General features: G+C 49.6%; 20 protein-coding genes. 14 read left to right on the top strand and 6 right to left on the bottom strand.

Annotated elements, in window-relative coordinates; translation table 11 throughout:
- The first annotated feature begins 261 nt into the window (after positions 1 to 261).
- From ACS5NO_RS30410 to ACS5NO_RS30400, 3 genes are all read left to right on the top strand, one after another.
- Positions 262 to 1,536, top strand: a complete 1,275-nt coding sequence (locus ACS5NO_RS30410; protein ID WP_170315702.1) for a Glu/Leu/Phe/Val family dehydrogenase — start codon at positions 262 to 264, stop codon at positions 1,534 to 1,536.
- A 182-nt stretch (positions 1,537 to 1,718) separates the two neighbouring features.
- Entirely contained in the window at positions 1,719 to 2,378 is a 660-nt protein-coding gene (locus tag ACS5NO_RS30405) for a phosphatidylserine decarboxylase family protein (RefSeq protein ID WP_138992923.1), read from the top strand.
- A 12-nt stretch (positions 2,379 to 2,390) separates the two neighbouring features.
- Positions 2,391 to 2,780, top strand: a complete 390-nt coding sequence (locus ACS5NO_RS30400) for a DUF5618 family protein (protein ID WP_439418616.1) — start codon at positions 2,391 to 2,393, stop codon at positions 2,778 to 2,780.
- Positions 2,781 to 2,811: 31 nt separating this feature from the next.
- Here ACS5NO_RS30400 and drt2 read toward each other — a convergent pair whose 3' ends face one another.
- Together drt2 and gcvP are read right to left on the bottom strand one after the other, a co-directional pair.
- Positions 2,812 to 4,203, bottom strand: coding sequence for an antiviral reverse transcriptase Drt2 (gene drt2, locus ACS5NO_RS30395; protein ID WP_439418615.1), 1,392 nt, complete (start codon positions 4,201 to 4,203; stop codon positions 2,812 to 2,814).
- 478 nt (positions 4,204 to 4,681) lie between these two features.
- Positions 4,682 to 7,570, bottom strand: a complete 2,889-nt coding sequence (gcvP, locus tag ACS5NO_RS30390; protein ID WP_439418614.1) for an aminomethyl-transferring glycine dehydrogenase — start codon at positions 7,568 to 7,570, stop codon at positions 4,682 to 4,684.
- Positions 7,571 to 7,840: 270 nt separating this feature from the next.
- Between gcvP and rfbF the strand changes: the two genes are divergently transcribed.
- From rfbF to ACS5NO_RS30350, 8 genes are read left to right on the top strand one after another with little or no spacing between them, the layout of a single operon-like run.
- Complete coding sequence (gene rfbF, locus ACS5NO_RS30385; RefSeq protein WP_439418613.1) at positions 7,841 to 8,611, top strand: glucose-1-phosphate cytidylyltransferase; 771 nt, start codon at positions 7,841 to 7,843, stop codon at positions 8,609 to 8,611.
- A 13-nt stretch (positions 8,612 to 8,624) separates the two neighbouring features.
- The gene (rfbG, locus tag ACS5NO_RS30380; protein ID WP_439418612.1) at positions 8,625 to 9,722 is read left to right on the top strand and encodes a CDP-glucose 4,6-dehydratase; all 1,098 of its coding nucleotides are present in this window, start codon (positions 8,625 to 8,627) and stop codon (positions 9,720 to 9,722) included.
- Entirely contained in the window at positions 9,719 to 10,270 is a 552-nt protein-coding gene (gene rfbC, locus ACS5NO_RS30375; protein ID WP_439418611.1) for a dTDP-4-dehydrorhamnose 3,5-epimerase, read from the top strand. Before rfbG ends, rfbC begins: the two co-directional genes overlap by 4 nt.
- Positions 10,271 to 10,273: 3 nt before the next feature.
- Positions 10,274 to 11,500 (top strand): methyltransferase domain-containing protein, encoded by a 1,227-nt coding sequence (locus ACS5NO_RS30370; RefSeq protein WP_439418610.1) that lies wholly within the window; start codon positions 10,274 to 10,276, stop codon positions 11,498 to 11,500.
- The gene (locus ACS5NO_RS30365) at positions 11,497 to 12,357 is read left to right on the top strand and encodes an NAD-dependent epimerase/dehydratase family protein (RefSeq protein WP_439418609.1); all 861 of its coding nucleotides are present in this window, start codon (positions 11,497 to 11,499) and stop codon (positions 12,355 to 12,357) included. Before ACS5NO_RS30370 ends, ACS5NO_RS30365 begins: the two co-directional genes overlap by 4 nt.
- Entirely contained in the window at positions 12,350 to 13,081 is a 732-nt protein-coding gene (locus ACS5NO_RS30360; RefSeq protein WP_439418608.1) for a cephalosporin hydroxylase family protein, read from the top strand. The genes ACS5NO_RS30365 and ACS5NO_RS30360 overlap by 8 nt, the downstream gene beginning before the upstream one ends.
- 20 nt (positions 13,082 to 13,101) lie before the next feature.
- Entirely contained in the window at positions 13,102 to 14,337 is a 1,236-nt protein-coding gene (locus ACS5NO_RS30355) for a glycosyltransferase (RefSeq protein WP_439418607.1), read from the top strand.
- 12 nt (positions 14,338 to 14,349) lie between these two features.
- A complete protein-coding gene (locus ACS5NO_RS30350) occupies positions 14,350 to 15,504 on the top strand; it encodes a glycosyltransferase family 4 protein (protein WP_439418606.1) in 1,155 nt (384 codons plus the stop codon).
- Between the two features lie 9 nt (positions 15,505 to 15,513).
- Here the strand turns inward: ACS5NO_RS30350 and ACS5NO_RS30345 are convergent, their stop codons facing one another.
- The 3 genes from ACS5NO_RS30345 to ACS5NO_RS30335 all read right to left on the bottom strand — a co-directional run bounded on the left by ACS5NO_RS30345 (position 15,514) and on the right by ACS5NO_RS30335 (position 18,795).
- Complete coding sequence (locus ACS5NO_RS30345) at positions 15,514 to 17,595, bottom strand: DUF7657 domain-containing protein (protein WP_439418605.1); 2,082 nt, start codon at positions 17,593 to 17,595, stop codon at positions 15,514 to 15,516.
- Between the two features lie 69 nt (positions 17,596 to 17,664).
- Positions 17,665 to 18,066, bottom strand: a complete 402-nt coding sequence (locus ACS5NO_RS30340; protein WP_150877364.1) for a DUF2304 domain-containing protein — start codon at positions 18,064 to 18,066, stop codon at positions 17,665 to 17,667.
- Between the two features lie 9 nt (positions 18,067 to 18,075).
- Positions 18,076 to 18,795, bottom strand: a complete 720-nt coding sequence (locus tag ACS5NO_RS30335; RefSeq protein ID WP_114407535.1) for a glycosyltransferase family 2 protein — start codon at positions 18,793 to 18,795, stop codon at positions 18,076 to 18,078.
- A 146-nt stretch (positions 18,796 to 18,941) separates the two neighbouring features.
- Between ACS5NO_RS30335 and ACS5NO_RS30330 the strand changes: the two genes are divergently transcribed.
- Both ACS5NO_RS30330 and ACS5NO_RS30325 read left to right on the top strand, forming a co-directional pair.
- Complete coding sequence (locus ACS5NO_RS30330; RefSeq protein ID WP_439418604.1) at positions 18,942 to 19,934, top strand: lysylphosphatidylglycerol synthase transmembrane domain-containing protein; 993 nt, start codon at positions 18,942 to 18,944, stop codon at positions 19,932 to 19,934.
- 130 nt (positions 19,935 to 20,064) lie between these two features.
- The gene (locus tag ACS5NO_RS30325) at positions 20,065 to 21,660 is read left to right on the top strand and encodes a M28 family peptidase (RefSeq protein ID WP_439418603.1); all 1,596 of its coding nucleotides are present in this window, start codon (positions 20,065 to 20,067) and stop codon (positions 21,658 to 21,660) included.
- A 117-nt stretch (positions 21,661 to 21,777) separates the two neighbouring features.
- Here ACS5NO_RS30325 and ACS5NO_RS30320 read toward each other — a convergent pair whose 3' ends face one another.
- Positions 21,778 to 22,626, bottom strand: coding sequence for a DUF2911 domain-containing protein (locus tag ACS5NO_RS30320; protein WP_439418602.1), 849 nt, complete (start codon positions 22,624 to 22,626; stop codon positions 21,778 to 21,780).
- A gap of 728 nt (positions 22,627 to 23,354) precedes the next feature.
- Between ACS5NO_RS30320 and ACS5NO_RS30315 the strand changes: the two genes are divergently transcribed.
- On the top strand, positions 23,355 to 24,309 hold a 955-nt coding region (locus tag ACS5NO_RS30315), incomplete at its 3' end, for a DNA-methyltransferase (protein WP_439418601.1).

The following is a 24,309-nucleotide window of genomic DNA, read 5'->3' as shown; positions in this document are numbered from 1 at the left end:
TTTTCAATCAATAGAGCCTACCGTTTAAAAAAAAGTTCAAAAAATAGTCATCGGTAAATACCCGAAAACACCAAGTAATATTTGGTTATCGAACGGCTTGTTTATGCCGATGTTTGGTATAAAACAGGTGGCGTAATACATGATTTCGAAAGGAGAAATTAGATTAAATCACGAAAAAATAGTTCTTAAGATGCATCGTTATGTTTTTTGGTAAGTTTGCTGTGGCACCACATCAGAATTGCCAACTAAAAAAATAGGAATATGGCTTACATAGAACCAGCCCCCATAAAAGATAAAGAAAACCCGCTCGAATCCATGATGTCGCGATTCGATGCCGCAGCGCAAATGCTGGGTATTACGGAAGAAATGTACTACATCCTGAAGGTTCCGGCGCGTCAGGTCATGGTGGGTTTGCCCATTACGATGGACAACGGATCGATCAAGGTATTTGAAGGTCACCGCGTCATTCACTCCACCATCCTCGGCCCGTCGAAAGGCGGTATTCGGCTCGATCCGGGTGTCACGCTCGACGAAGTGCGCGCCCTGGCCGCCTGGATGACCTGGAAATGCGCCGTGGTCGATATTCCCTACGGTGGCGCCAAAGGCGGTATTGCCTGCAACCCGCGCGAAATGTCGGCGGGTGAAATTGAACGTTTGATTCGCGCCTATACCGTCGCCATGCTCGACGTTTTTGGCCCCGACCGCGACATTCCGGCCCCCGACATGGGAACCGGTCCGCGCGAAATGGCGTGGCTCATGGACGAATATTCGAAATCCCGTGGTATGACCGTCAATGCTGTCGTCACCGGAAAACCGCTCGTCCTGGGCGGTTCGCTGGGCCGGACGGAAGCCACCGGACGCGGGGTGACCGTAGCCGCGCTGTCGGCGATGGACAAACTCCGGATGAACCCCTACCGGTCTTCGGCGGCCATTCAGGGTTTTGGCAACGTCGGATCGTTTGCGGCTGAGTTGCTGCACGAACGGGGCGTAACGGTGATGGCAATCAGCGATGTGACGGGCGGGTATTACAACAACCGGGGCATCGACATCAGCGCGGCCCTCGCCTACCGCAACGCCAACAAAGGCACCCTCGAAGGGTTCAACGGCGCCGAACGCATCACGAACGAAGAACTGCTGGCGTTGCCGGTCGATGTGCTGGTGCCGGCGGCCAAGGAAGACGTCATTACGGCCGAAAACGCGGATTCGATTCAGGCAAAAATGATCGTGGAAGGCGCCAACGGACCGACCTCAGCGAGTGCCGACGACATCATCAACGAAAAAGGCATCATGGTGGTGCCCGATATTCTGGCCAATGCCGGGGGGGTTACGGTTTCGTATTTTGAGTGGGTGCAAAACCGCATCGGCTACAAATGGACGCTCGACCGGATCAACCGCCGGGCCGACCGCAACATGAAAGACGCCTTCGACCGCGTGTTTGAAACGTCGCAGAAGTACAAAGTGTCGATGCGGCTGGCGGCTTACATCGTCGCCATCGACAAGGTAGCCAGCACCTACAAATTCCGGGGCGGCTATTGATTGGCAGGCAGATACGGTTTTCGGATTACGTTTGGTGGCGGCCTCCAATCCCCTCAAATGTAGTCTGAAAACCGTATTGGTATATGGATTGAATGTCGCCAACAAATTGGAGCCAATGCGGTTTGTTTCGTACCTTCACCGCTCTAGCCCATCTTTTTAGACGCAACTGATTTTCCAATCGTATGACCATCCACAAGGAAGGATATCAAATTTTGTTCTGGACAGCCCTGATTCTGTTAGGAGTCAACATTTTATCCATCTTCTACTTGTTTACCGGCAACCAAACCGCCAGCACACTGATTCTGATTGTGAGTCTGGTGTTGTTCTTTCTGGTGTTGCAATTTTTCCGGAAACCACGCCGAACCACGCCCCTGAACGACAAGCACGTCATTTCACCCTGCGACGGCACGGTGGTGGTGATCGAGGAGGTGAACGAACCGGAATACTTTAAAGGACAGCGTCGGCAGGTCTCCATCTTCATGTCGCCGTTGAATGTGCATATTAACTTCCACCCCGTCACCGGCACCGTCAAATACGTCAAATATTACCCCGGGAAATATTTAGTTGCCTGGCATCCGAAATCGAGCACCGAAAACGAGCGGACTTCCGTCGTCATCAAGGCGAAAAACGGGGCCGAAATTCTCCTTCGCCAGATTGCCGGGGCCTTGGCCCGGCGGATTGTCTGGTATGCCAAAGAAGGGCAGCAGGTTGAACAGGGCCACGAACTCGGTTTCATCAAGTTCGGTTCCCGCGTCGATTTGTTCCTGCCGCTGGATGCGGAGGTAAAAGTGAAGATTGGCGAGAAGACGAAAGGCGGGGTAACGGTGGTGGCGGATTTGTAGAAATTAACTGGAATGAATACCGTACTGGAAGCCAAACGATACCTCGATAACGCCAGAGAAATCTTGCGGGAGAAAGCCAACAAAGATGATGGCTATTATTGGGATACAAAATACGTTAAAATGGCTGGGAATACCGCTTACATGGGAGTGCTAATCGCTTTGGACGGTTTTCTAGGGAATAAAAGCAAAGGACGAAAGGATGTGGATTGGTACAACCAGCAACTCGCTCCTTTCGATAAGAAGCTGCGGAATGCGTTCGTCGGAGCTTATTATACGTTGAATTTGTCTATGTCTTATGATGGCAATCCTAGCGTTAGTATAGCAGAAGCTGGTTTAGCAGAGGCTGAAAACGTTATCAACTGGGTTGAAAGCTGGATGGCTGGAGAGTTAAAGATCTCTTGATAGTCTTTTTTAAAGCTTGAAAAAAACATTTTCACTTTATAATTTTTTTTAATACCTCTTGATGAAGCTTCTTTAAATGAGGGGAAATCTGTTTGTTTATTTTATCTTCTTTCATAGATTTTGCAGCCTTTTGAGCATATGTGACAAAGTTCGCAGTTAAATAGTTGATCTTTGAAGCCTTATTACTACCCTGTTGAATTTTAAATATATAATCGCTATTCCTTATTAAAAGCTTCTTTTTAAATACAATTTTATTTAACGCTGTAGTTCTCTCAGCTCTCTTCTTTGCCATTCTAACCCTCATCTTCATTCTACGATAATAGCGAGCTAGAGAAGATGATCGAATGAAGCAATTCTTACCATTGAATTCAAAACCTAAATATTGAGCGTTTCTACGTATATTCCCTTCAAAATCTTTAAATGCCCTTAAAGAGCCATCATCCGACAGCTTGATATAAGTAACTTCTGTTTTATCAGTATTAATTTCTAACTTAAGTTGATTAGAAATTTCGCACTTTATCCAATTTTCAATTTCTCTCTGCTGGTGAGTTGAACAGACAACTATTATATCATCACTATAGCGCCTATACAAACCATTTTGCTTTTCGCAAATTTCTTGATATGCCATTTTATCAAAATTTAGCATATATAAATTTGAAAGAAGACCGCTCATTGGTGCACCTTGTGGTATACCTTTACCTTCTTTATTAGGTACTATAAACCTTTTTTTTCTAACTACATCTCTAAATTGCTCAGCCGTACAAAATCTCTTTATTTTTTCTTGCTTATCTTCAATTTTAAACTCTTCATATAAGATATTTCTTGATACTTTAGAATAGCGGGTAATAGATTTAAAAACGTTATAATGATCTTCCGGCAAATTATCTACACCTAAAATATTCTTCCAAGATTTTAACAATAATTTATGATCTAAATTCGTATAAAAATTACTAATATCAAATGCCAGTATTACGCACTCACCTTTTTCTTTAACTGCTTCAAATAACTCATGAGCAAAATGGATATTACATTTACCTTTTCCAGATTCATCTTTGAATTTACGATAAGCGAGAATAAATTTTGAGTAGAATTCTTCTTTTATTTTTTTCTCATAAGCAAGCTCTAAGAGAATATTGTAATAGGAATAAATATGAGCGTCCATGTGTGATGCATACATTACTGATCGTTCCTTCATATCCTTTTTTCTCTCACCGGAATCTTTATCCTTTTTATAACGAGGGGTAAGAATTATTTTTTCAATGAAAGGATAAAAGTGATGGTCCGCAATCTCTTGTGGATTACTTACTACTTTACATACATTTACTAAGTTAGGTTTTTGGTCAAAATGGATGTAACCACGTTTCTTATCAACGCGAAGCTGCTGAGCTTTTTCAGACCAAATTTTTATAGCTTGATTTAACATACACAGTTAAAGGGTTGGGCCTGGTCGGCGGAACCATTAGCCCTCCCCGCACAACTAATTTTAGAGAAATACTTCACAGTATTTCTCAGACCGCCTTAGATTTAACTTAATAACCACAACTACAATGAAATGGGAATCAATTGTAACTGCTTTAGTGTTCTCTGTCCGGCTCAGCCTTTGTTTCGGCGAACTGAATGAGCTTCTGAACATAGTTCTGGGTGCTGGTAACGTTACCGGCACCAGAACGGTTGTCCCGATTCTAAACACTCTCCCTTCCAGCCTAAATCTAGAAGCAATGCAAATGTATCTTTTAAATTTACTTCACCAAAAATGATTGAGTATTTTTTCTAGTAAAAATACTCAATCATTTATCTCTCTATTTATTACTTAGTTTTCAAGACCCAAAAATCTGAGCAAAAAACAAAAAGCCCCCGCCTGACACCAGACGAGGGCTTTCTCATTTCTTTAATTTAAAAACTTACGACGCCGTTTCTGTTTCCACCGCTTCCTGCGCATATTCCTCCACCGGCAAACACGCACAGACCAGATTCCGGTCGCCATACGCGTTGTCGATCCGGCTGACACTCGGCCAGAATTTGCGGGCTTTCACGTACGGCAACGGGAAGGCCGCTTTTTCGCGGCTGTACGGGCGGTTCCAATCATCGGCGATGAACACGTTGACGGTATGCGGGGCGTTTTTGAGAACGTTGTTGGCTTTGTCGGCTTTGCCTTCTTCCACCTCCCGGATTTCGGCCCGAATGCTGATCAGGGCCTCGCAAAACCGGTCGAGTTCGTCTTTTGATTCGGATTCCGTCGGCTCGATCATCATCGTACCCGGTACCGGAAACGAAACCGTTGGCGCGTGAAAACCGTAGTCCATCAGTCGCTTCGCAATGTCTTCCACCTCGACACCCGCAGCTTTGAACGGCCGGCAATCGACGATCATTTCGTGGGCGCAACGACCATTTTTCCCAGTATACAAAATCGGATAATGTTCTTCCAGCTTCGCTTTTAGGTAGTTGGCGTTCAAAATAGCGGTTTTGGTCGCATTCGTCAAACCCTCCGCGCCCATCATCGCAATGTACGCGTACGAAATCGTCAGGATGCTGGCCGAACCGTACGGAGCCGCCGAAACCGCGTGAATCGCTTGCTTGCCGCCCGTTTCCACCACGGCATGACCCGGCAGGAATGGCATCAAATGCTCAACGACCCCAATTGGCCCCATGCCCGGCCCACCACCGCCGTGCGGAATGCAGAACGTCTTGTGTAGGTTCAGGTGACAAACATCGGCGCCAATGGTTGCCGGACTCGTCAGGCCCACCTGTGCGTTCATGTTCGCGCCGTCCATGTACACCTGACCGCCGTGTTCGTGGATAATATCACAGATTTCTTTGATCGTTTCTTCAAAAACGCCGTGCGTCGATGGATAGGTCACCATCAGACACGACAGGTCGCTGCTGTACTGCTCGGCTTTCGCCCGCAGATCGGCCACGTCGATGTTGCCGCGCTCGTCACACTTCACAATCACGACTTTCATCCCGGCCATCACCGCGCTGGCGGGGTTGGTGCCGTGGGCCGACGACGGAATCAGCGACACATTGCGGTGACCATCGTTGCGGCTTTCGTGATACGCCCGAATCACCATCAAACCGGCGTATTCGCCCTGCGCCCCGGAGTTGGGTTGCAGTGAGATTCCGGCAAAACCGGTTATTTCGCTCAGCCATTTACTCAGATCATCGACCAGTTTTTGGTAGCCCATCACCTGATCTTTCGGCGCAAACGGGTGTAAACCACCGAATTCGGGCCAGGTGACCGGAATCATTTCAGCGGTTGCGTTCAATTTCATCGTGCAACTGCCGAGTGAAATCATCGAATGCACCAGCGAAAGGTCTTTTTCTTCCAGTGACTTCAAATACCGCAGCATTTGGTGCTCGGTGTGGTGTGTGTTGAACACCGGATGCGTCAGATACGCCGATTGACGGATCAGTCGCTCCGGCCAGTTGATGGCCAGGGTTTCGATGGCGGCATCCATGTCGGCGCAGATCCCGAAGACATCCAGCAACTGAACCACATCATCGACGGTTTTCACTTCATCGAAGGAAACGCAGACCCGTTCGTCGTCCAGATACCGCAGGTTGATTCCCGCCGTCCGCGCCGATTTCCGCAACGATTCCACATCATCCACCTCGACCGTAACGGTATCGAAGTAATTCTGCGTCTGAATTTTATACCCGTTCCAGCGTAAAACCGTCACAAAAAGCTTGGTCATGCCGTGGATGCGTTCGGCAATGGCCCGAAGCCGTTGCGGACCGTGGTAAACCGCGTAACTGCCCGCCATAACCGCCAGCAGCACTTGTGCCGTACAGATATTGGACGTCGCTTTTTCCCGGCGAATGTGTTGTTCGCGGGTTTGCAAGGCCATCCGCAGAGCTGGATTTCCTTCGGCATCGATGGAAACGCCAATAATCCGACCCGGAATCTGCCGTTTGAAAGCGTCTTTGGTCGCGAAAAAAGCCGCGTGCGGCCCACCGTAACCCATCGGAACGCCAAACCGTTGTGAAGAACCCACCACGATATCCGCCCCCATTTCGCCTGGAGGAGTCAACAGCGTAAGGCTCAGGAGATCAGCGGCAACGGCCACAAAGATATTCTGTTCGTGGGCCGCCGTAATGAGATCGGTATAATCGAACACCTCGCCGTCGGACGCCGGGTATTGCAGCAACATACCGAATAAATCGTCGGACGTGATGTTTACTTTCCGGTGATCGCCCACCTGAACGGCGATGTTCAGGGGCGTGGCACGGGTTTTGATGACGTCAATGGTCTGCGGATGGCAGCTTTCCGACACGAAAAACGTCGTGGCATTCTTTTTGGCGGCCGGGCGCTGGGCATACAGCACGTGCATGGCTTCAGCCGCAGCCGTGGCTTCATCGAGCAGCGACGCATTGGCGATTTCCATGCCGGTCAAATCGATGACGACGGTTTGGAAATTCAGCAGGGCTTCCAGCCGACCCTGGGCAATTTCGGCCTGATACGGTGTGTAGGCAGTATACCAGGCCGGATTTTCCAGTATATTGCGCAGAATGACATTCGGCGTAATGGTATCGTAGTAGCCCGTACCGATGTAGGATTTATTCAGTTTGTTAAGCTGAGCGAGTTTTTTAAAATCGGCCAGAAACTGGTACTCGGATTTGGCTTCGGGCAGATCGAGCGGTTTTTCGAGCCGGATCAGGGCAGGAACCGTCTGGTCGATGAGTTCATCCACCGAATCGACTCCGATGGTTTTCAAAATGGCATTCGTTTGTGAAACATCCGAGCCGTTGTGACGGTCTTCGAAACGTTCCTGATAGTGTAGGTCGAGCTTCATTACCAGTGAAGTGTGATTGAAAGCGATTGAGATAACCGGGTTAAAGTGCGGTTGCCGAAAGCAATGATATAAATACAAAAATACAAAGAATAAATGAACCCGATTGGTTCCCACCGCCGAATCCGGCCACGATTTGATTTTATCCGGTAAATGTGTAAATTTTTAATTCTCCGGCACAAAAAAATTACGATCAACAAACAAAGCAATCTTATATTACCATCAATTTTTTCAACGAAACCCAATAGTTGTTTGTCAACAAAACCAAACTATATGAAAGTCGTTATTTTGGCGGGTGGTTTAGGAACGCGCCTGAGTGAAGAAACCGTTGTGAAACCCAAACCCATGGTGGAAATCGGCGGTATGCCCATCCTGTGGCACATCATGAAGATTTATTCCTCACACGGTTATAACGACTTTATCATTTGCCTGGGCTATAAAGGGTATCTGATTAAGGAATACTTTGCCAATTATTTTCTTCATCAGTCCGATATTACCATCGATCTGGCTACCAATTCATTGCAAGTGCATGATTCAGCCGCCGAGCCCTGGAAAATCACGCTGGTGGATACGGGGAAAGACAGTATGACCGGCGGACGCATCAAACGGGTCCAGCGACACATTGGCAACGAGCCTTTCCTGATGACGTACGGCGATGGCGTTGGCGATGTAGACATCACGGCTTTGGTCGCCTTTCATCACCAGCATGGCAAACTATGCACCCTGACGGCGGTTCAGCCATCGGCACGGTTTGGGGCGCTGGATGTGGGCGACGACCAAACCGTCCAATCGTTTCTGGAAAAACCGAAAGGCGATGGCGCGTGGATCAACGGCGGTTTTTTTGTCTGCGAACCGGCGGTTTTCAACTACATTGAGGGCGACGATACGGTCTGGGAACGAAAACCGATGGAAACCCTGGCGGCCGAAAGACAAATGATGGCTTTTAAACACGATAGTTTCTGGAAACCAATGGACACCCTCCGCGACAAACTGGAACTGGAAACCGCCTGGAACACCGGGCAGGCAGAGTGGAAAAGCTGGTAATTTTAGCAGAATAATGACAACACTTTTTGCGGGTATCTATCAGAATAAAACCGTCCTGATTACCGGAAACACCGGTTTTAAGGGCTCGTGGCTGGCATACTGGCTGCACCAATTGGGTGCCAAAGTGGTTGGCTATGCCTTACCGGCGCCAACCACGCCGAATCATTGGGGCTTGCTCGAGCTACCCGTTCCGCACCAAACCGGCGACATCCGGCATCTGGACAGCCTGCGACACACGTTTGACCTGTATCAACCGGACGTAGTGTTTCATCTGGCGGCTCAGTCATTGGTGCGGTATTCGTATCAGCATCCGCTCGAAACCATCGAAACAAACATCGTCGGCACGGCCCATGTGCTGGAATGCGCCCGGCAAACGGCTTCGGTGCGGGCCGTCGTTGTCGTCACCAGCGATAAATGCTACGACAATCCGGAAGATGGAAAACCGCTCGTTGAAACTGGTCCCATGGGGGGCTACGATCCGTATAGCATGTCGAAAGGTTGCGCAGAGCTGGTGACTGCCAGTTACCGGAATTCCTTTTTCAACGTCCGTCAGTATGGCAAAACGCATCAGGTACTCGTGGCAAGCGCGCGGGCCGGTAACGTCATCGGCGGGGGCGACTGGGCCGACGACCGTCTGATCCCGGATTTGATCAAAACGACCCAAAGCGGGCAACCAGTCGTGATTCGAAACCCGGAAGCTGTTCGACCCTGGCAGCACGTTCTGGAACCCCTTTCCGGCTATCTGCTTCTCGGTCAACAGCTCCTTGAAGGAAATACATCAGCGGCTGAAGGCTGGAATTTCGGTCCGTTGCTGTCGGACGTTTTGCCCGTTCGGGAGATGGTTCGTCAGGCGCGAGAACAATGGGATCCGATTTCGTATCAGGAACTACCGGCCGAAACCAATCCGCACGAAGCGCATTTTCTGAGCCTTGATTGCACGAAAGCAGCGCAGCAACTGGCCTGGCGACCGGTTTGGGATACGGAAACCGCCCTGCTATACACCATAAACTGGTACAAAACGTATACAAAAAGCCAACAGATCAGTACATATTCCGACCTCGCGGCTTATGTACAACGGGCAACAGAGGCAAATTCAATCTGGGCAGTATGATTTTTACAGAAACGGCATTAACCGGTGCGTATCTCATTTCTCTGAAACCGTTTCGGGATAATCGGGGCTGGTTTGCCCGCACCTATTGCCGCCGGGATTTCGAAGCCGTCGGTCTGGCGGCCGACTGGGTGCAGATGAACCACTCGATGACGCAGCAAACCGGGGCCATTCGCGGGATGCATTACCAGAATCCGCCCCACGCCGAAATCAAGCTCGTGCGCTGCATTGCCGGTCGGGTCTTTGACGTCATCATCGATTTACGGGCCGGCTCTTCAACTTTTGGGCGATGGTTTGGAACGGAATTATCCGCCGAAAATCAGCAGATGGTGTATATTCCGAAAGGGTTTGCCCACGGTTTTCAAACGCTGACGGAGCATTGCGAACTGATTTATTGCCACAGCGACTATTACACGCCCGGCAGCGAAGGGGCAGTTCGTTACAACGATCCGCAGATAGGCATCGAATGGCCGCTGCCAGCCGCCGACCTGTCGGCCCGGGATGCGGCCCATCCCCTTTTAGACACTTCTTTTCACGGTTTAACTTTCTAATTCATGGAGTGCCGCTTCTGTAAAACTCCGCTGCAACACGTCTTTATCGATCTGGTGAATTCACCGGCATCCAATTCGTTCCTGACCGCCGAACAGCTCAATGAACCGGAAACGTTTTATCCGTTGAAGGTTTTTACGTGCCATTCCTGTTTTCTGGTGCAGATTGACGAATACAAAAAATCCGACGCCATTTTTGATAGCGACTACGTTTATTTCTCCTCATTTTCAACCAGTTGGCTAAACCACGCCCGGCAGTATGTCGACCGGATGACCGAACGGTTCGGGCTGGGCCGCGATTCCCAGGTGATCGAAATTGCCTCGAACGACGGTTATTTGCTCCAGTATTTTGTCGAAAAAAAGATACCGGTTTTGGGTATCGAGCCCACAACCAATACGGCGGCTGTTGCCCTCGAAAAAAATATACCGACCATCACCCGTTTTTTTGGTGCTGAACTGGCACGTGAGTTGATTGCACAAGGAACGAAAGCCGACTTATTGCTCGGCAATAACGTTCTGGCGCACGTTCCCGATATTGTGGATTTTGTAGCCGGTATGAAAATCATTCTGAAACCGACGGGCGTGATCACGATGGAGTTTCCGCATTTGCTGCAACTGGTCGAAAACAACCAGTTCGATACGATTTACCACGAGCATTTCTCGTACTTGTCGTTTGGAACCGTCAAACAGATTTTCGAATCGCAGGGGCTGGTGTTGTTCGATGTGGAGGAGTTGCCAACGCACGGCGGCTCGTTGCGGGTTTATGCCCGGCACCGGGAAGATGCCAGCAAACCGGTTTCGGCCAGCGTGACGGCTCTGCTGCAAAAGGAAACCGACACCGGCCTGACCAACCTCCGCTATTACGAGAACTTCCAGCAGAAAGCCCTTCGGGTCAAACTGGAACTCACTGATTTTCTGACCCAACAGAAGCGAGCGGGCAAAACCGTTGTGGCCTACGGAGCAGCCGCGAAAGGCAATACGCTGCTGAATTATTGCGGTGTCAAAAACGACCTGATCGAGTTTGTGGTCGATGCAAACCCGGCAAAACAGAACAAGTTTCTGCCCGCCAGCCACATTCCGGTGGTGCAGGAAACCGCTCTTCGCGAGCGAAAACCGCATTTTGTCCTGATCTTGCCCTGGAATCTGCGTGATGAGATTACCCAGCAACTATCCTACATCCGGGAATGGGGGGGGCAGTGTGTTGTACCGATTCCAACCCTGACAACGCTATGACGATTCTAGTCACCGGCGCCACTGGTTTTGTTGGCCAACACGTTGTGGAACACCTGCTTGCGACAGACAGCATCCGGGTGATCGCGACGGCCCGAACCGAACCGCCAGCCGGAAAAACCGCCGGGCTTTCAAAGGTTGAGTTTGTCCCGTTCGACATCGGTGCCGACTGGGGCGACACAGACCTTTTTACGTATTTCGGAAAACCGGATGCCGTTATCCACCTCGCCTGGCCCGGTTTGCCCGACTACAAATCGCTGGCACACATCGACACTTACTGGCTGCAACATTACCGGTTTTTGACCAACCTGCTCAGCAACGGCCTGACCAACCTGACTGTAACCGGAACCTGTCTGGAATACGGTTTGCAAAGCGGTTGTTTGTCGGAAGACTTGCCAGCCCTGCCCACGACAGCCTACGGTTTGGCAAAGGATAATTTGCGAAAAGCCCTCGAACTGTTTATAAAAAACCGCACCGTTTCGTTCAAATGGGTTCGGTTATTTTACATGTTCGGAAAAGGCCAGAACCCGAAGTCGCTGCTGGCCCAGGTTGAAGCAGCCGCGCTGCGGAATGAGCCGGTTTTCAACATGTCGAAAGGGGAACAGTTGCGTGACTATTTACCGGTAACGGACGTCGCCAAGATCCTTATCCAAACGTCTCTCCAGCAGCGCATTACCGGCATCGTCAATTGTTGCAGCGGCCAGCCGATTTCCGTACGGGCGCTGGTGGAACGGTTTATGCGGGAGAATCGCTATACCATGACGCTCAATCTGGGCTATTATCCGTATCCCGACTACGAGCCGCTGGCTTTCTGGGGCGATCATCGAAAACTATTAAATCTACTGTCCAATCATGACTGATCCAATTGAGGAGTTTAAAAAAGAACGTACCGAGCGCATCGCTGCCTATCCCACCCAACCTGACTTACTGGCTGCCGCTGCGGCTTTTAATCTGACCTCTAACCGGGATAAATATTCATACAATTTCACCTGGATGGGCCGCCCTATTATTCAGTATCCGCAGGATATGATCGCCATGCAGGAATTGATCTGGCAGCTCAAACCAGATCTGATCATTGAAACCGGCATCGCCCACGGTGGTTCGCTGATTTTTTATGCGTCGATCCTCGAACTCATCGGCAACGGTGAAGTGCTGGGTATCGACATCGACATTCGGGCTCACAACCGCCGGGAAATCGAAAACCACCCCATGTTTAAGCGGATCACGATGCTGGAAGGCTCGGCCATCGACGAAACACTGGCCGCTGAGGTAGCCCGGAAAGCCGAAGACAAACAAACCGTGATGGTTTGCCTCGATTCGAATCATACGCACGATCACGTCTTGCGGGAACTGGAATTATATGCCCCGCTGGTAACGGTCGGGTCGTATCTGGTTGTTTTTGATACGATTGTGGAAGACCTGCCCGCCAACTCCTACGACCGGCCCTGGGACAAAGGCAACAACCCAAAAACCGCCGTTTGGGAGTTTTTGAAGCACCATTCAGATTTTGAAATCAATCACGAAATCGACCATAAACTCCTGATTTCGGTGGCACCGGAAGGGTATCTGAAACGGGTTCGGTAGCGGTTAAAAACGATCCGTTCATGAAAGAACATAAATACACCGTCGTTGTTCCTACCCGCGAACGCGCGGATACCTTACTGCACACGCTGCGAACCTGCGTGACCCAAAACTACGATAACCTGACGATTCTGGTTTCGGACAACTGTAGCCAGGATACGACGGAAGAAGTCGTTCGGTCGTTCAACGACCCGCGCATTCAGTATGTCAACACGGGCAAACGGCTCAGCATGTCGCACAATTGGGAATTTGCCTTGTCGCATGTTCGGGAAGGGTATGTCACCTTTCTGGGGGATGACGACGGCCTGCTGCCCGACGCCGTGCAGGACGTCAATGCGCTCTTTAACGAAACCGGTTTGCAGGCCGTCAACATGAATCCCGCGCCGGATTTCTATTTCTGGCCTTCTTATTTTAACAAGAAACAGGCTAACATGCTGAAAGTTAGCTTTCAGAGCGGTTTTGTAATTAAAGAGGGAAAGGCAGTTTTGCGGAAAGTTCTCCAATGCCGGGAAGACTATTTGCCATTGCCTTTTGTCTATAGTTCCTTCGTTAACATGACGGCAATCGAGCCGATTCAACGAAAAACCGGTGCGTTTTTCCGGTCGCAAATACCGGACGTTTATTCCGGTATCGCCCTGGCCAATCAGGTGGGTGCGTACGTTTATTCGAAAAAACGGTTGCGGATCTCCGGGGCGTCGTCGCACAGCACGGGCATGTCACAGTTTAACTACGACGCCAACAAAAAGGCGATGGACAAATTTGCCAGCGAACCCAATATTCCGTTTCATCCGGCCCTGCACTATTGCCCGTCCTACACCTATCTGATCGCCGAGAGTTTTCTGCAATCCTTTGACGCCGGGCTGAATCCGGACGAAAAAGCGGTTTTTAACTGGATGCCTTTTATCGAAACCGCCATCAAGGAAGCCAATACGAAGTTTCATAACCAGCGCGACAACATTCTGAACGTCACGCGGTATATCGCCGAAACCAATCACCTTGACCGTGAACGGGTTGAGAAGATCATCCATGGCTCGACCAGCCGCCTGAACAATATCATTCCTTACGATCTGAAACGCTATTCGTATCCGTTTTTGCTGATCAATGCCGCCACCTACGGCGTGGAAAACATTTTCGATGCCTGCCAGCTTCATCGCACCATCACCGACAATCCGAGCCGGTTTTGGTTGAAAAGTACCACCTGGAAAGATATGTCCCGGATGGTTTTTGGCGAACTTGCCGACCGCTATGCCTCAGCCTGACCGATTCTGCCTATGAAAGTACTGTTCATTCTGGACAACTATTATCCGCACATTGGCGGAGCAGAGTTGTTGTTTCAGCGCCTGGCCGAAGGGCTGGTCCGGCGGGGCATGACGGTGACGGTTCTGGTGCCTAAAAATTACCCGGACTATCTGGATCAAGAAACCCACAATGGCGTTCAGATTATCCGGCAAAAGGTGCCTTCCTTCGCGCAGCGTTATTTTTTTATGGTCCTGGCTATTTTCCGGGCCATTCGTCTGGCCAAACACCACGACATTATCCAGACGGCAACGTATAACGCCATTGTACCCGCCTGGATTGCCAGTAAACTAAGCGGTAAAAAAGCGATTCTGACGGTTTACGAAGTGTGGGACACCAAATGGTATACGCTGAGCGGCCAATCGCGCTGGAAAGCCAGCCTGTTCCGCCTGTTCGAACGGATGCTTTTGACCTTTCCGTTTAATCGCGTGGTCTGTATTTCGGATAGTACGCTGCGGGATTACGTTCGTCTGTTTCCGTCGGCTCCCGTATCCCGGATTTACCCCGGCGTCGATTATGACGATTTTGAGAAAAACCGGCTCAGTGACGAGCAACGGGCGGTTTTTCGCGCTGAAAAAGGCTATAGCTCCGACGATTTTCTGGTGGTTGGATTCGGTCGGCCCGGCATTTCCAAAGGGTTCGATTATTTGGTCAATGCGGTTCCGCAGGTGCTGAAGACACAAGCCAACGTCCGGTTTTTGTTCATCTGGCCGTCAGCACCTAATTTTATTTCCCTGCGCGACTCGCTCGTCCAACGGCTCGACAGCTTTCAGACTGGCAAATCGGTGCGGATTCTCGACAAACAATCACGGACCGATTTGCTGCATTACATCCAGGCCGCCGACTGTGTGGTGGTTCCGTCGCTGGCCGAAGGATTTGGGTATGCCGCCGTGGAAGCTTGCATGCTGAGCCGCAGCGTAGTGTCTACCACGGCCGGTTCCATTCCGGAAGTCATCAGCGGGCATTACCGGCTGGTTCCTCCGGCCGACAGCAACGCGCTGGCTGAAGCCATTACCGACATGGTTCATCACCGCAGCAACTACGCGCCACCCCGCTATTTTGAAAACGAAACGATGATCGACCGGTATGAGGCCTTGCTCCGGACCGAAACCGGCCCAACCAATCGCTAATCCGTCTCCTCACTCATTGATCCGGTAAATTTCAACCGAGCCTAATTTATCGACGAGTTTAAGGCAACGCGTTTCGACAGCTTGTGGCGTCCGGTCAAAAACAAAGTATTTGGTGTTCAGCTTCTTAAGTCGTGGTGAACACGGATCGAGCGCGACCTGATACCCATCTTCAAAGGTATTTCGGATCACAATGGAATCACGCCCGTCGATGTAGGTGCTGTAAACCGTGTGTGCATACCGATTATAGGCGGAATCACGCTTCGCCGTCGGGTCCAGCACCCGCATGGTTTTAAAATCCGGCAGGTATTTAATCCCACTCAACTGATTGACACCGGTTGCGGTAACCAGATACGTGATGTGCTGGCTCCCCAAAACCACCCAGCGAGCCGTAGGGTCCTGCTCGTGAATGGCCCGAATTTTCTGGTAGAGAACGTGTTGCGTTAGGGGCGCGGTTCCTTTGGAAATCGGATTGATGCCCAGATTAGGGAGCGAAAACAGAACCAGAACCAGCCCGATCACCACTTCTTTATACCGGAAGGTGCTGACGGGCAACATCAGAAAGTTTAAGGCCAGAAAGAAGGCCGTTGGCAAAAAGAGCTGGTGTGCTTTGTAGAAACCGTCGGAATCGTTCAGGTTAAGCCAGGCGGCATACACCATGAATGCAACGACGCCCACCACCAGCAAACCGCTGATTACCGGTTTTAAAGCAATCTTTTTGTCTTGAATGTACCCCAGATACAGCACCGCCAACACTACATTTCCGATACCAAACGGGATTTGCGTGCGTCGGGTCGGGCTCATGTCCATCAGCGTTAGTTTGGCGAGTCCTGCCGGATAACCCACCTCAATCCAGAGCCAGAGCAACACGACGTAGAGCAGAACCAGCGTCAAAAGCGGGTCGATTTTGCGGAATGTTACAAAATAGAAACCCATACAAACCGCAATAACCGGTGTGAAAGTTACAAAGTGGGAAAGTTCACAAATGTTCAGCCAGCCCTTCGGAAACCGCTGATCATCCAGCAGCCAGCCGGCATAATATTCGGAAAACCAGTTGGCAATGAAGCCCGTTCCGCCGGTTTCGCTCCTTTTCCCGGGATAAACCGTCTGCGACATCACGTCGATGGTGGCTTTCGCTTCCACATAATACTGGTACAAAACGAAGCCAATCAGCGCGAATGCAATGGCAAACGTGACGGCTTTACTGCCCAGTTGGGAGAACAGTTGCTCCCGGCGAAAATTACTGGCGACAAATCCGATGAGAATAAAAACCAGCAGGTAACCAATCGATACCTGGTAGGGCGGATACAAATTGAGCGCGTAGGCAACCAAGGACCAGGCAAACAGCAAACCGGCCCAAAGCAGCGTACTTCGTTTTTGAGCATAAAACAGATAAAGCGACGAAATTAACAGCAATCCGCCGGATATCATGCTGGTTAGCAGAGAGAACGACCACCAGGCAAAGCCCGGTGAAAGCAAAAGCCAGATGGCGCCACAGACCGAAACCCAGAAATTATTGCGGGTAAGAATCAGGAAAAGCAAAGTTGTTACGATCAGGCTCCCCAGCAACATAAAATTCCAGCGCCAGGACAGGCCAAAATCCGTGCTGATGAAAAAGCCCCAGTAGTCGGGCCGAAAGAGCATGATAAAATGCTTAACCGGCAGATACAAAACCAGGGCCGGTTTTTCGCCCCCGATTGCCATGTTCTCAACCGGATAGTTCTGATTAGCCTGCGAGAGTGTAAACGGCACCATGGCCGCCCATTCGTCCATGCGAATGGGGCGGGGCTTGCCGGAAATCAAACCCCGTTTGGGATCAGACCCATCCGGAATAACCTGATTCCAATACGGCAAGGAGGAGTAATGAATTTTAGCCAGCGTCAGCAGCAGAAAGAGACCGATACAAACACCGATAAACCATTTTAACCGCTTGTTAAAATCGATGAGCTGACCGGTTTTTTCAGGGCGTACCGGAGACGGTTTTTCGGCCGAAACCGCCGATCGGCTGACCGGTGAATCGGGCTTTGCCGGTTGGGAGATACTTTTGGGTGGGGTAGGTTGTACTGATGCCGGTATTTTTTTCTTTTTTGACATAACTGCCGTTCTATTTTTTTAAGCGCTGCAAATACAAATGGATCTAAAAACTCGGGATCGATTCGACAATTACGGCAAATTTGTTTGGCTTTCGTTCGCCATCACCAATTTATCCGGGACTTGTAAATCCGTTACTTCTTTTTTTAAAATGGCCACTTCCTGCGTTAATTCTTTGATGGAATTTTGCAGTTTGGAGTTAACCACCGACAAGTGTACCAGGAAACAGATGATGGCAAAAATAGCCGTTAAAAAAATAAGAGAGGGTGGATAAAAAACCCCTAACAACCGGGAAATCTGGGTCAACCCATCCCGCCAGGCTGCAAAGACAAGCAAGATGATTGCGCAAACAATCCAGATGAAGGAATATTCTTCGCGCAATTTTCCTCTAACGATAAGCCGGGCGATGAAGGCCAGGAAGATTAAGGTGCCAATCAGACTGAAAACCTGAATAGTGATGGGTAAGGATTCCATAATTGAAAACTATATTTTCCGTAAACGAATGTAAACAAACAGGGTACCCAACGTCACTTTGAACAGATAATAGACCGATTGAACCCATCCAATGGACGAGGTTCCCCCCTGCCGTTCTTCCATCAAAACAGGCACTTCCAGCAGCCGCAGTTTATGCAATCCAAACTGCACGATGGCTTCCGGTTCCGGGTATTCGTCGGGATAATAGCGGTTGACAATCTCGATCGTTTTGCGGTTGAAGGCCCGGAAACCCGACGTACTGTCGTGGACGGTTTTACGGATCAGCAACTGGTTGAGCCAGCGAAAATACCGAATCCCGATGCGCCGGACAAACGACGACTGAAACCCCTGGCGCTCCAGAAACCGGGAGCCGATGACGACGTCAGCCTGATCGTCGAACAGCGGTCGCAGCAGCTTTATCAGCCCTTCGGCGGGATGCTGCCCGTCGCCATCGATCTGAACCGCAATGTCATACCCCTTGCGGTACGCATACTTGTAACCAGCCTGCATGCAGCCACCAATACCGAGGTTCACGGGTAGGTCGAGGTGCAGGCAGTCCAGCGTGCGGACAACGGCCATCGTGTTATCGGTTGAACAATCGTTGACCACCAGCGTATCCAGCGACAGGCCAAACCGGGTTTTTACCCAGTGAATATCATTCACAACCGCAGCAACCGAACGCTGCTCGTTGTAGCACGGAACCACCACCAGCACCCGAAGTGACTTCATTTTCTTTCTTAGGTAGAACGTTGGACGAGTTAAAGCCGGAATCCGCTTCGCGATTTTCAAAGGTAGCAGGACGCACGATTTGGGTCAAATTATGTGCCATAAATTATCCGATGTTTCCCTATCTTACAGCCGATTAGTCAAACTGAATGAAGCAACTTCTCAAAACCGCCCTTCCCTTTGTCCTGGCCATTTCCTTGCTGGCGTATGCGCTGAAGGACATTTCGTTCGCCGACATCGGGCGGCAGTTTCAGCAGGCTCACTATGGCTGGATTGCGCTGGTGGCACTGCTGACGGTTTTGATCTATCTGGTGCGGGGAAAACGCTGGCAGCAGCCTTTACTCGCCCTCGGGTTTTTTCCGACGGCTTTCCGGGCCACGGTTGCCACACTGGCGGGTGTCATTGCCAGTATGATTGTGCCGGGCTCCGGCGAACTAACCCGCTGCGCCACGCTACAACGGACCGACCATGTGCCGTTTTCACAGGGCGTTGGCTCGGTCGTGGCCGAGCGAATCATCGACTTGATCATGCTGGGTCTGGTGCTTTTGTTGACCTTCCTGCTCGAAATAAACCGCGTTAGTAACTATGTGTCCGGCCTGTCTTTCCGGGTACCAGACAAAACCGCCTGGTTTCTGGCGGGCGGACTTTTGGTCTTTCTGGTTTTGGCAGGCGTTGGCATTTGGCGTATGTTACTGATTTTCAATATAAAACAACATCCGGTCGTTCTGAAAATAGCTAACAGTGTTAAGGGCCTCTGGAAAGGCTTTAATGCCATTCGGCAGCTCCCCAGCCATTACTTGTTTGTACTTCTAACAGTGTTAAGTCAGTTTTTTTCCTGGCTGAGTACCTATTGGCTCCTGATGGCACTGGACAGCACCCGGTCTCTACCGCCCACCGCAGCCCTAACGATTCTGGCCGTTAGCTCACTCGGCGGACTGGCAGTGCCCACGCAGGGCGGCATCGGAACCTATCATTTTCTGGTCAGCCGGGTGTTGGTGCTCTACGGTTTTACGCCCGCCGAGGGAGCCGTTGTCGCCACGTTCCTGCACGCCGTGGGCTTTGGAATCAATCTCGTTTTGAGCAGCCTGAGTTTCCTGATCGTTCCGTTTATTCTAGCCAAAAACCGGCTGAAAGGAGCCTGACGAATCGGATATGAACGGTGAACCGACGTTAACATAATTAACCCACAATTTCGTTTTATCTTTGCACAAGCAGGGAGGACGATTGTCTATTCCTGCTTTTTTGATTTGTCATTTTCTTCACAACAACCCGATGAAATATTTGAAGTATAGTGCCGGTTTGCTGCTGATTACGCACTTAGCGACGGCCCAAACCGCCACCGATTATGCCAACACCATTTCGGCGGCTGATCTCGAAAAACACCTGCGCGTACTGGCTGCCGACGATATGCAGGGCCGGGAAACCGGTACCGAAGGACAGCGGAAAGCCGCCGATTACATTGCCAAACAGTTTGCGGCTGAAAAGCTGCAAGCGATCGTCAAAACCGACGACGGGAAAACCGGCTATTTTCAACCGTTCAAGCTGTACCAGAAAACCTGGGGCGATTTCTACGTCAAGGCCGACGGAAAAACGTACACCTACCCCAAAGATTTCATTGTCAACGGCTTGTTTGGCGTGATGCAGGAAGCGTCGGTAGAAACCGTGTTTGCGGGCTACGGCATTCTGACCGACAAATACAACGACTACGCGAAAATCAATATTCAGGGAAAAGCCGTCGTCATTCTGGAAGGTGAACCCAAAAAGGCCAACGGAAATTACGTGATTTCCAATTCGGACAAAGCCTCGGACTGGAGCAACGACGAGAGTCTGCGGAAAAAAGTCACGATTGCCAAGGACAAGGGTGCCGAGCAAATCTTCATCGTTTCGGCCGAATCGCCGGAAGCCTACCGCCGGTTGGTGGCCGAACGGAGTGCGCTCATGGGCCGATTCAATCGCCTGAGCCTCCGCCCGGCTATGGAAAAAATCGGAGCCGTTGGAACGTTCCTGATCACGCAGGACATGGCCGCGGCTGTTCTCAACACGACGACGGCCAAATTGCAGAGCGCGGTGGCCAAAATCAACAAAACCGGCAAGACCAATTCCGGCGCGTTGAAAGGAAAAATAAGCCTGAAAGCCGAGCGGAAAGACGTGCAGTTGGAAAGCAGCAACGTGCTTGGGTTTCTGGAAGGATCCGACAAAAAAGACGAAATTGTGGTGATTTCGTCGCATTACGACCACATCGGCGTCAATCCGGACGGGCAAGTGAACAACGGTGCCAACGACGACGGTTCGGGAACAGTTTCGGTGATTGAAATTGCGCAGGCCTTCGCCAAAGCCAAAGCCGAAGGGCATGGCCCCCGCCGGAGCATGCTGTTTCTGACGGTTTCGGGCGAAGAAAAAGGCTTGCTGGGATCAGAATATTACACCGACATGAGTCCGGTTTTGCCGCTGGAAAAAACCGTCTGCGATCTGAACATCGACATGGTGGGCCGCGTCGACGATCTGCACGAAGGCAAATCCGACAACTACATCTATGTCATCGGTTCCGACAAATTATCGTCTGAATTGCACCAGATCAGCGAAGATGCCAACCGGAAGTACACCATGATGGAGCTGGATTACAAGTACAACGAGCCCAGCGATCCGCAACGAATTTACTACCGCTCCGACCATTACAATTTTGCCAAGCACAAAATCCCCATTATTTTTTACTTCAACGGCCTCCACGCCGACTACCACCGCCCCGGCGACGACGTCGAGAAAATCAACTTCACACTGGCCGAAAAATCCGCCCGGCTGGTGTTTTATACCGCCTGGGAAATTGTGAACCGGGAGAATAAACTGGTGGTAGACAGCAACAAACCGTAACGGTTTTGGACTGAGACTTTCCCAATCGGGAATAACGTAAAAAAAGTTGGCTATCGCAGGATGATCTCTGCCGGTAGCCAACTTTTTAGGTTTCTGATTCACTTTGCCTGCATCTGATTACTTCTTAGCGGAAGCAATCAGATCGTTGGCCATTTTCACATAATCCGCGTTTTTAGCTTCGCTTGCCAGGGCAACGGTTTTCTCGGCGCTGGCAATGGCATTGGCTTTTTCGTTTAATTTCAGTTGAATGCGGGCCTTGAGTAACATCACCCAAAACGCCTTGGGGTTTTGTTCAGTGGCCTTGGTTACCCAGGTAAGCGCCTGTTTTAAATCCCGATTGGTATCATAATAATAGCTGGCGGCCTCAAAATAGGACGGCTTATCAGAAGCCAACGAAGTCTCGATGTTCTTGACAATGATCTGGTCAACATCGGCCGTAATGGCTACCGGAACCCGGGTTTTATCCCAAATGATTTCCAAAACCGCCGAACTGGGCAAAATATCGGCTATATTGATGGTAAAGTTTTCTACTTTGTTAGTCAATGCAGTCGGTTTTACCGACACCCGCAGTACTTCGTTTTCTTGTTTATAGTCGCCCACGTTAGCCCCCAGGTTTAGGTCTTTGGAAAGCATGACTTGCCAGGTGGTTTTACCGGGAATGGTGAATAATCCATACGTACCTGCTTTCACGTCTTTGCCTTCGAGTTTGACATCCGATGAAAAGGTAATTTTAGAAGTGGCATTGGCACCGGTCCGCCACACCTTGTCGTAGGGAACCAGATCACCAAAGATGGTCCGTCCTTTCATGGCTGGTCGGGAGTATTCCAGCGTAATGTCGCCCAGGGCAAAACTTTGTTTAGTGAGTTGGGCGGGGCTGGCGGCCGGTATTTTCAGTTGGGCCTGAGCGGTTCCGCCTACCGTCAGAAAAATAGCAAGAACGGTTGTGAGAAACTTAAGTGACTTCATGCGAGTGGAATGATGAATGAATATGGGTACGTTTTTATCTTAAAACGCAAAGGTACAAAATATTGGCCCGGTATTCTGGTCATTGGTTTTTGGTCCAACTGGCCGATTTTTTTATCGAGGCTCTATTGACTGCGTGCTGATGAATAACTGGCAACCGCTTTTAATTTTTCTACCCGATGCCGTATAAGGGAAAACGCGAAAAACAAACACAATCCTGCTCAACAAAACCGTTAACCAAGCGAGTCTAGGCTATTCGCTTGTATTTGTACCAAAAACCCTTAGCCACCCCAGTATGCCAATAACCTGCGTACCTGCCTAACTAATTGGTTTACCACCTAGGTGCAAGACCCGGAAACCTCTACTAATTCCGTAGATTTTAATGCCAATGCAAGGTTATATGCGCTCATGGATTCCTGCCTTGGGCAGGTTAATGTACAGCTTGAATCGAGCGAGGAGGATTCGGAGAGATAAAAGGCATAGTTAGAGATCAAAATGATTCTTTTGCCTATGAACGGGTATAGCTCTAATGCCATGTGGCGTTATACCTGCTAAATAGGTATCGGCACTTAAAATTTTCCCCTTGAAAGCATACTCTATAGTATCCAAGGTTCTGTATCCTTCACATTTCCAGTGATTTATGAAGAAGTATCATTCTAGAGGTTATTATCTAAGTTGGCAAACTATGAATAAGATTAATTTTACATTGGTTTTTGTATAGTTTTGTAATAATGATACTCGACTCCGCAGCCGAAATAACGAAAGAAGAAAAAGCCGAAAATACCCACTTTGAAGGCACAAGCAAAAACGGCAATACTTGGCAAATATTTAATCAAGATGCCCTCGCAGCCCTAAAAAGGCTACCTAAAAACCACTTTGATTGTGTAATTACGTCTCCCCCCTACTTTTGGCTTCGAGACTACGGATACAAAGGGCAGATTGGCTTAGAGGATTCAGTAGAAGATTTCATATCCCGTTTATGTGAAATTATGGATGAAATCCAGCGAGTCTTAAAACCTTCTGGGTTACTTTTTTTAAATATTGGCGATACTTACTACTCGGGTAAGGGCGAATCAAAAGGAGTTGATAAAAAAAGCAGCAAACGTCGATTTGGATTAAGAGCAGTAGATAAAAGTGGAGGGCTTGGGCTTGGCTTAAAAGCTAAAACACTTATAGGCATTCCTTGGCGAGTAGTAATGGAAATGATTACTCGAGACTGGATACTCCGAAGCTCAATTATTTGGTACAGAAAACACGCCTTACCAGAATCTGTCAAAGATAGACCACGGAGAAGTTATGAGTTTGTATTCATGTTATCAAAACAAAAAGAATACTTTTTTAACAGGATACCGTTAAAAGAGGCCGAGCAGGAGGACATGTGGACTATTACGGCACGCCCTAGGGCACAGGGGATAGGCACCGCACCGTATCCCGATGAGTTGGTTGAGCGTTGTATTAATATTGGTTGTCCTAACGGTGGAACTATTCTTGATCCATTCGTCGGAAGTGGAACAACGGCTAGGGTTGCTCTGTCAATGGGACGCAATGTAGTAGGTATAGATCTAAGAAGTTGTTGGGGATTTTATAACTGGCTGAAAAAAGTGGGTGTCTGCTTACCTTTATGTTGCAACACAATGAAGGTATGGTTACTCAATTTAATGAGCTTACAGACACCCAATGGCAATT

The sequence above is a fragment of the Larkinella fluvii genome (assembly GCF_051857545.1).
GTDB lineage: Bacteria > Bacteroidota > Bacteroidia > Cytophagales > Spirosomataceae > Larkinella.
This window is presented reverse-complemented; position numbering and strand designations above follow the sequence as displayed.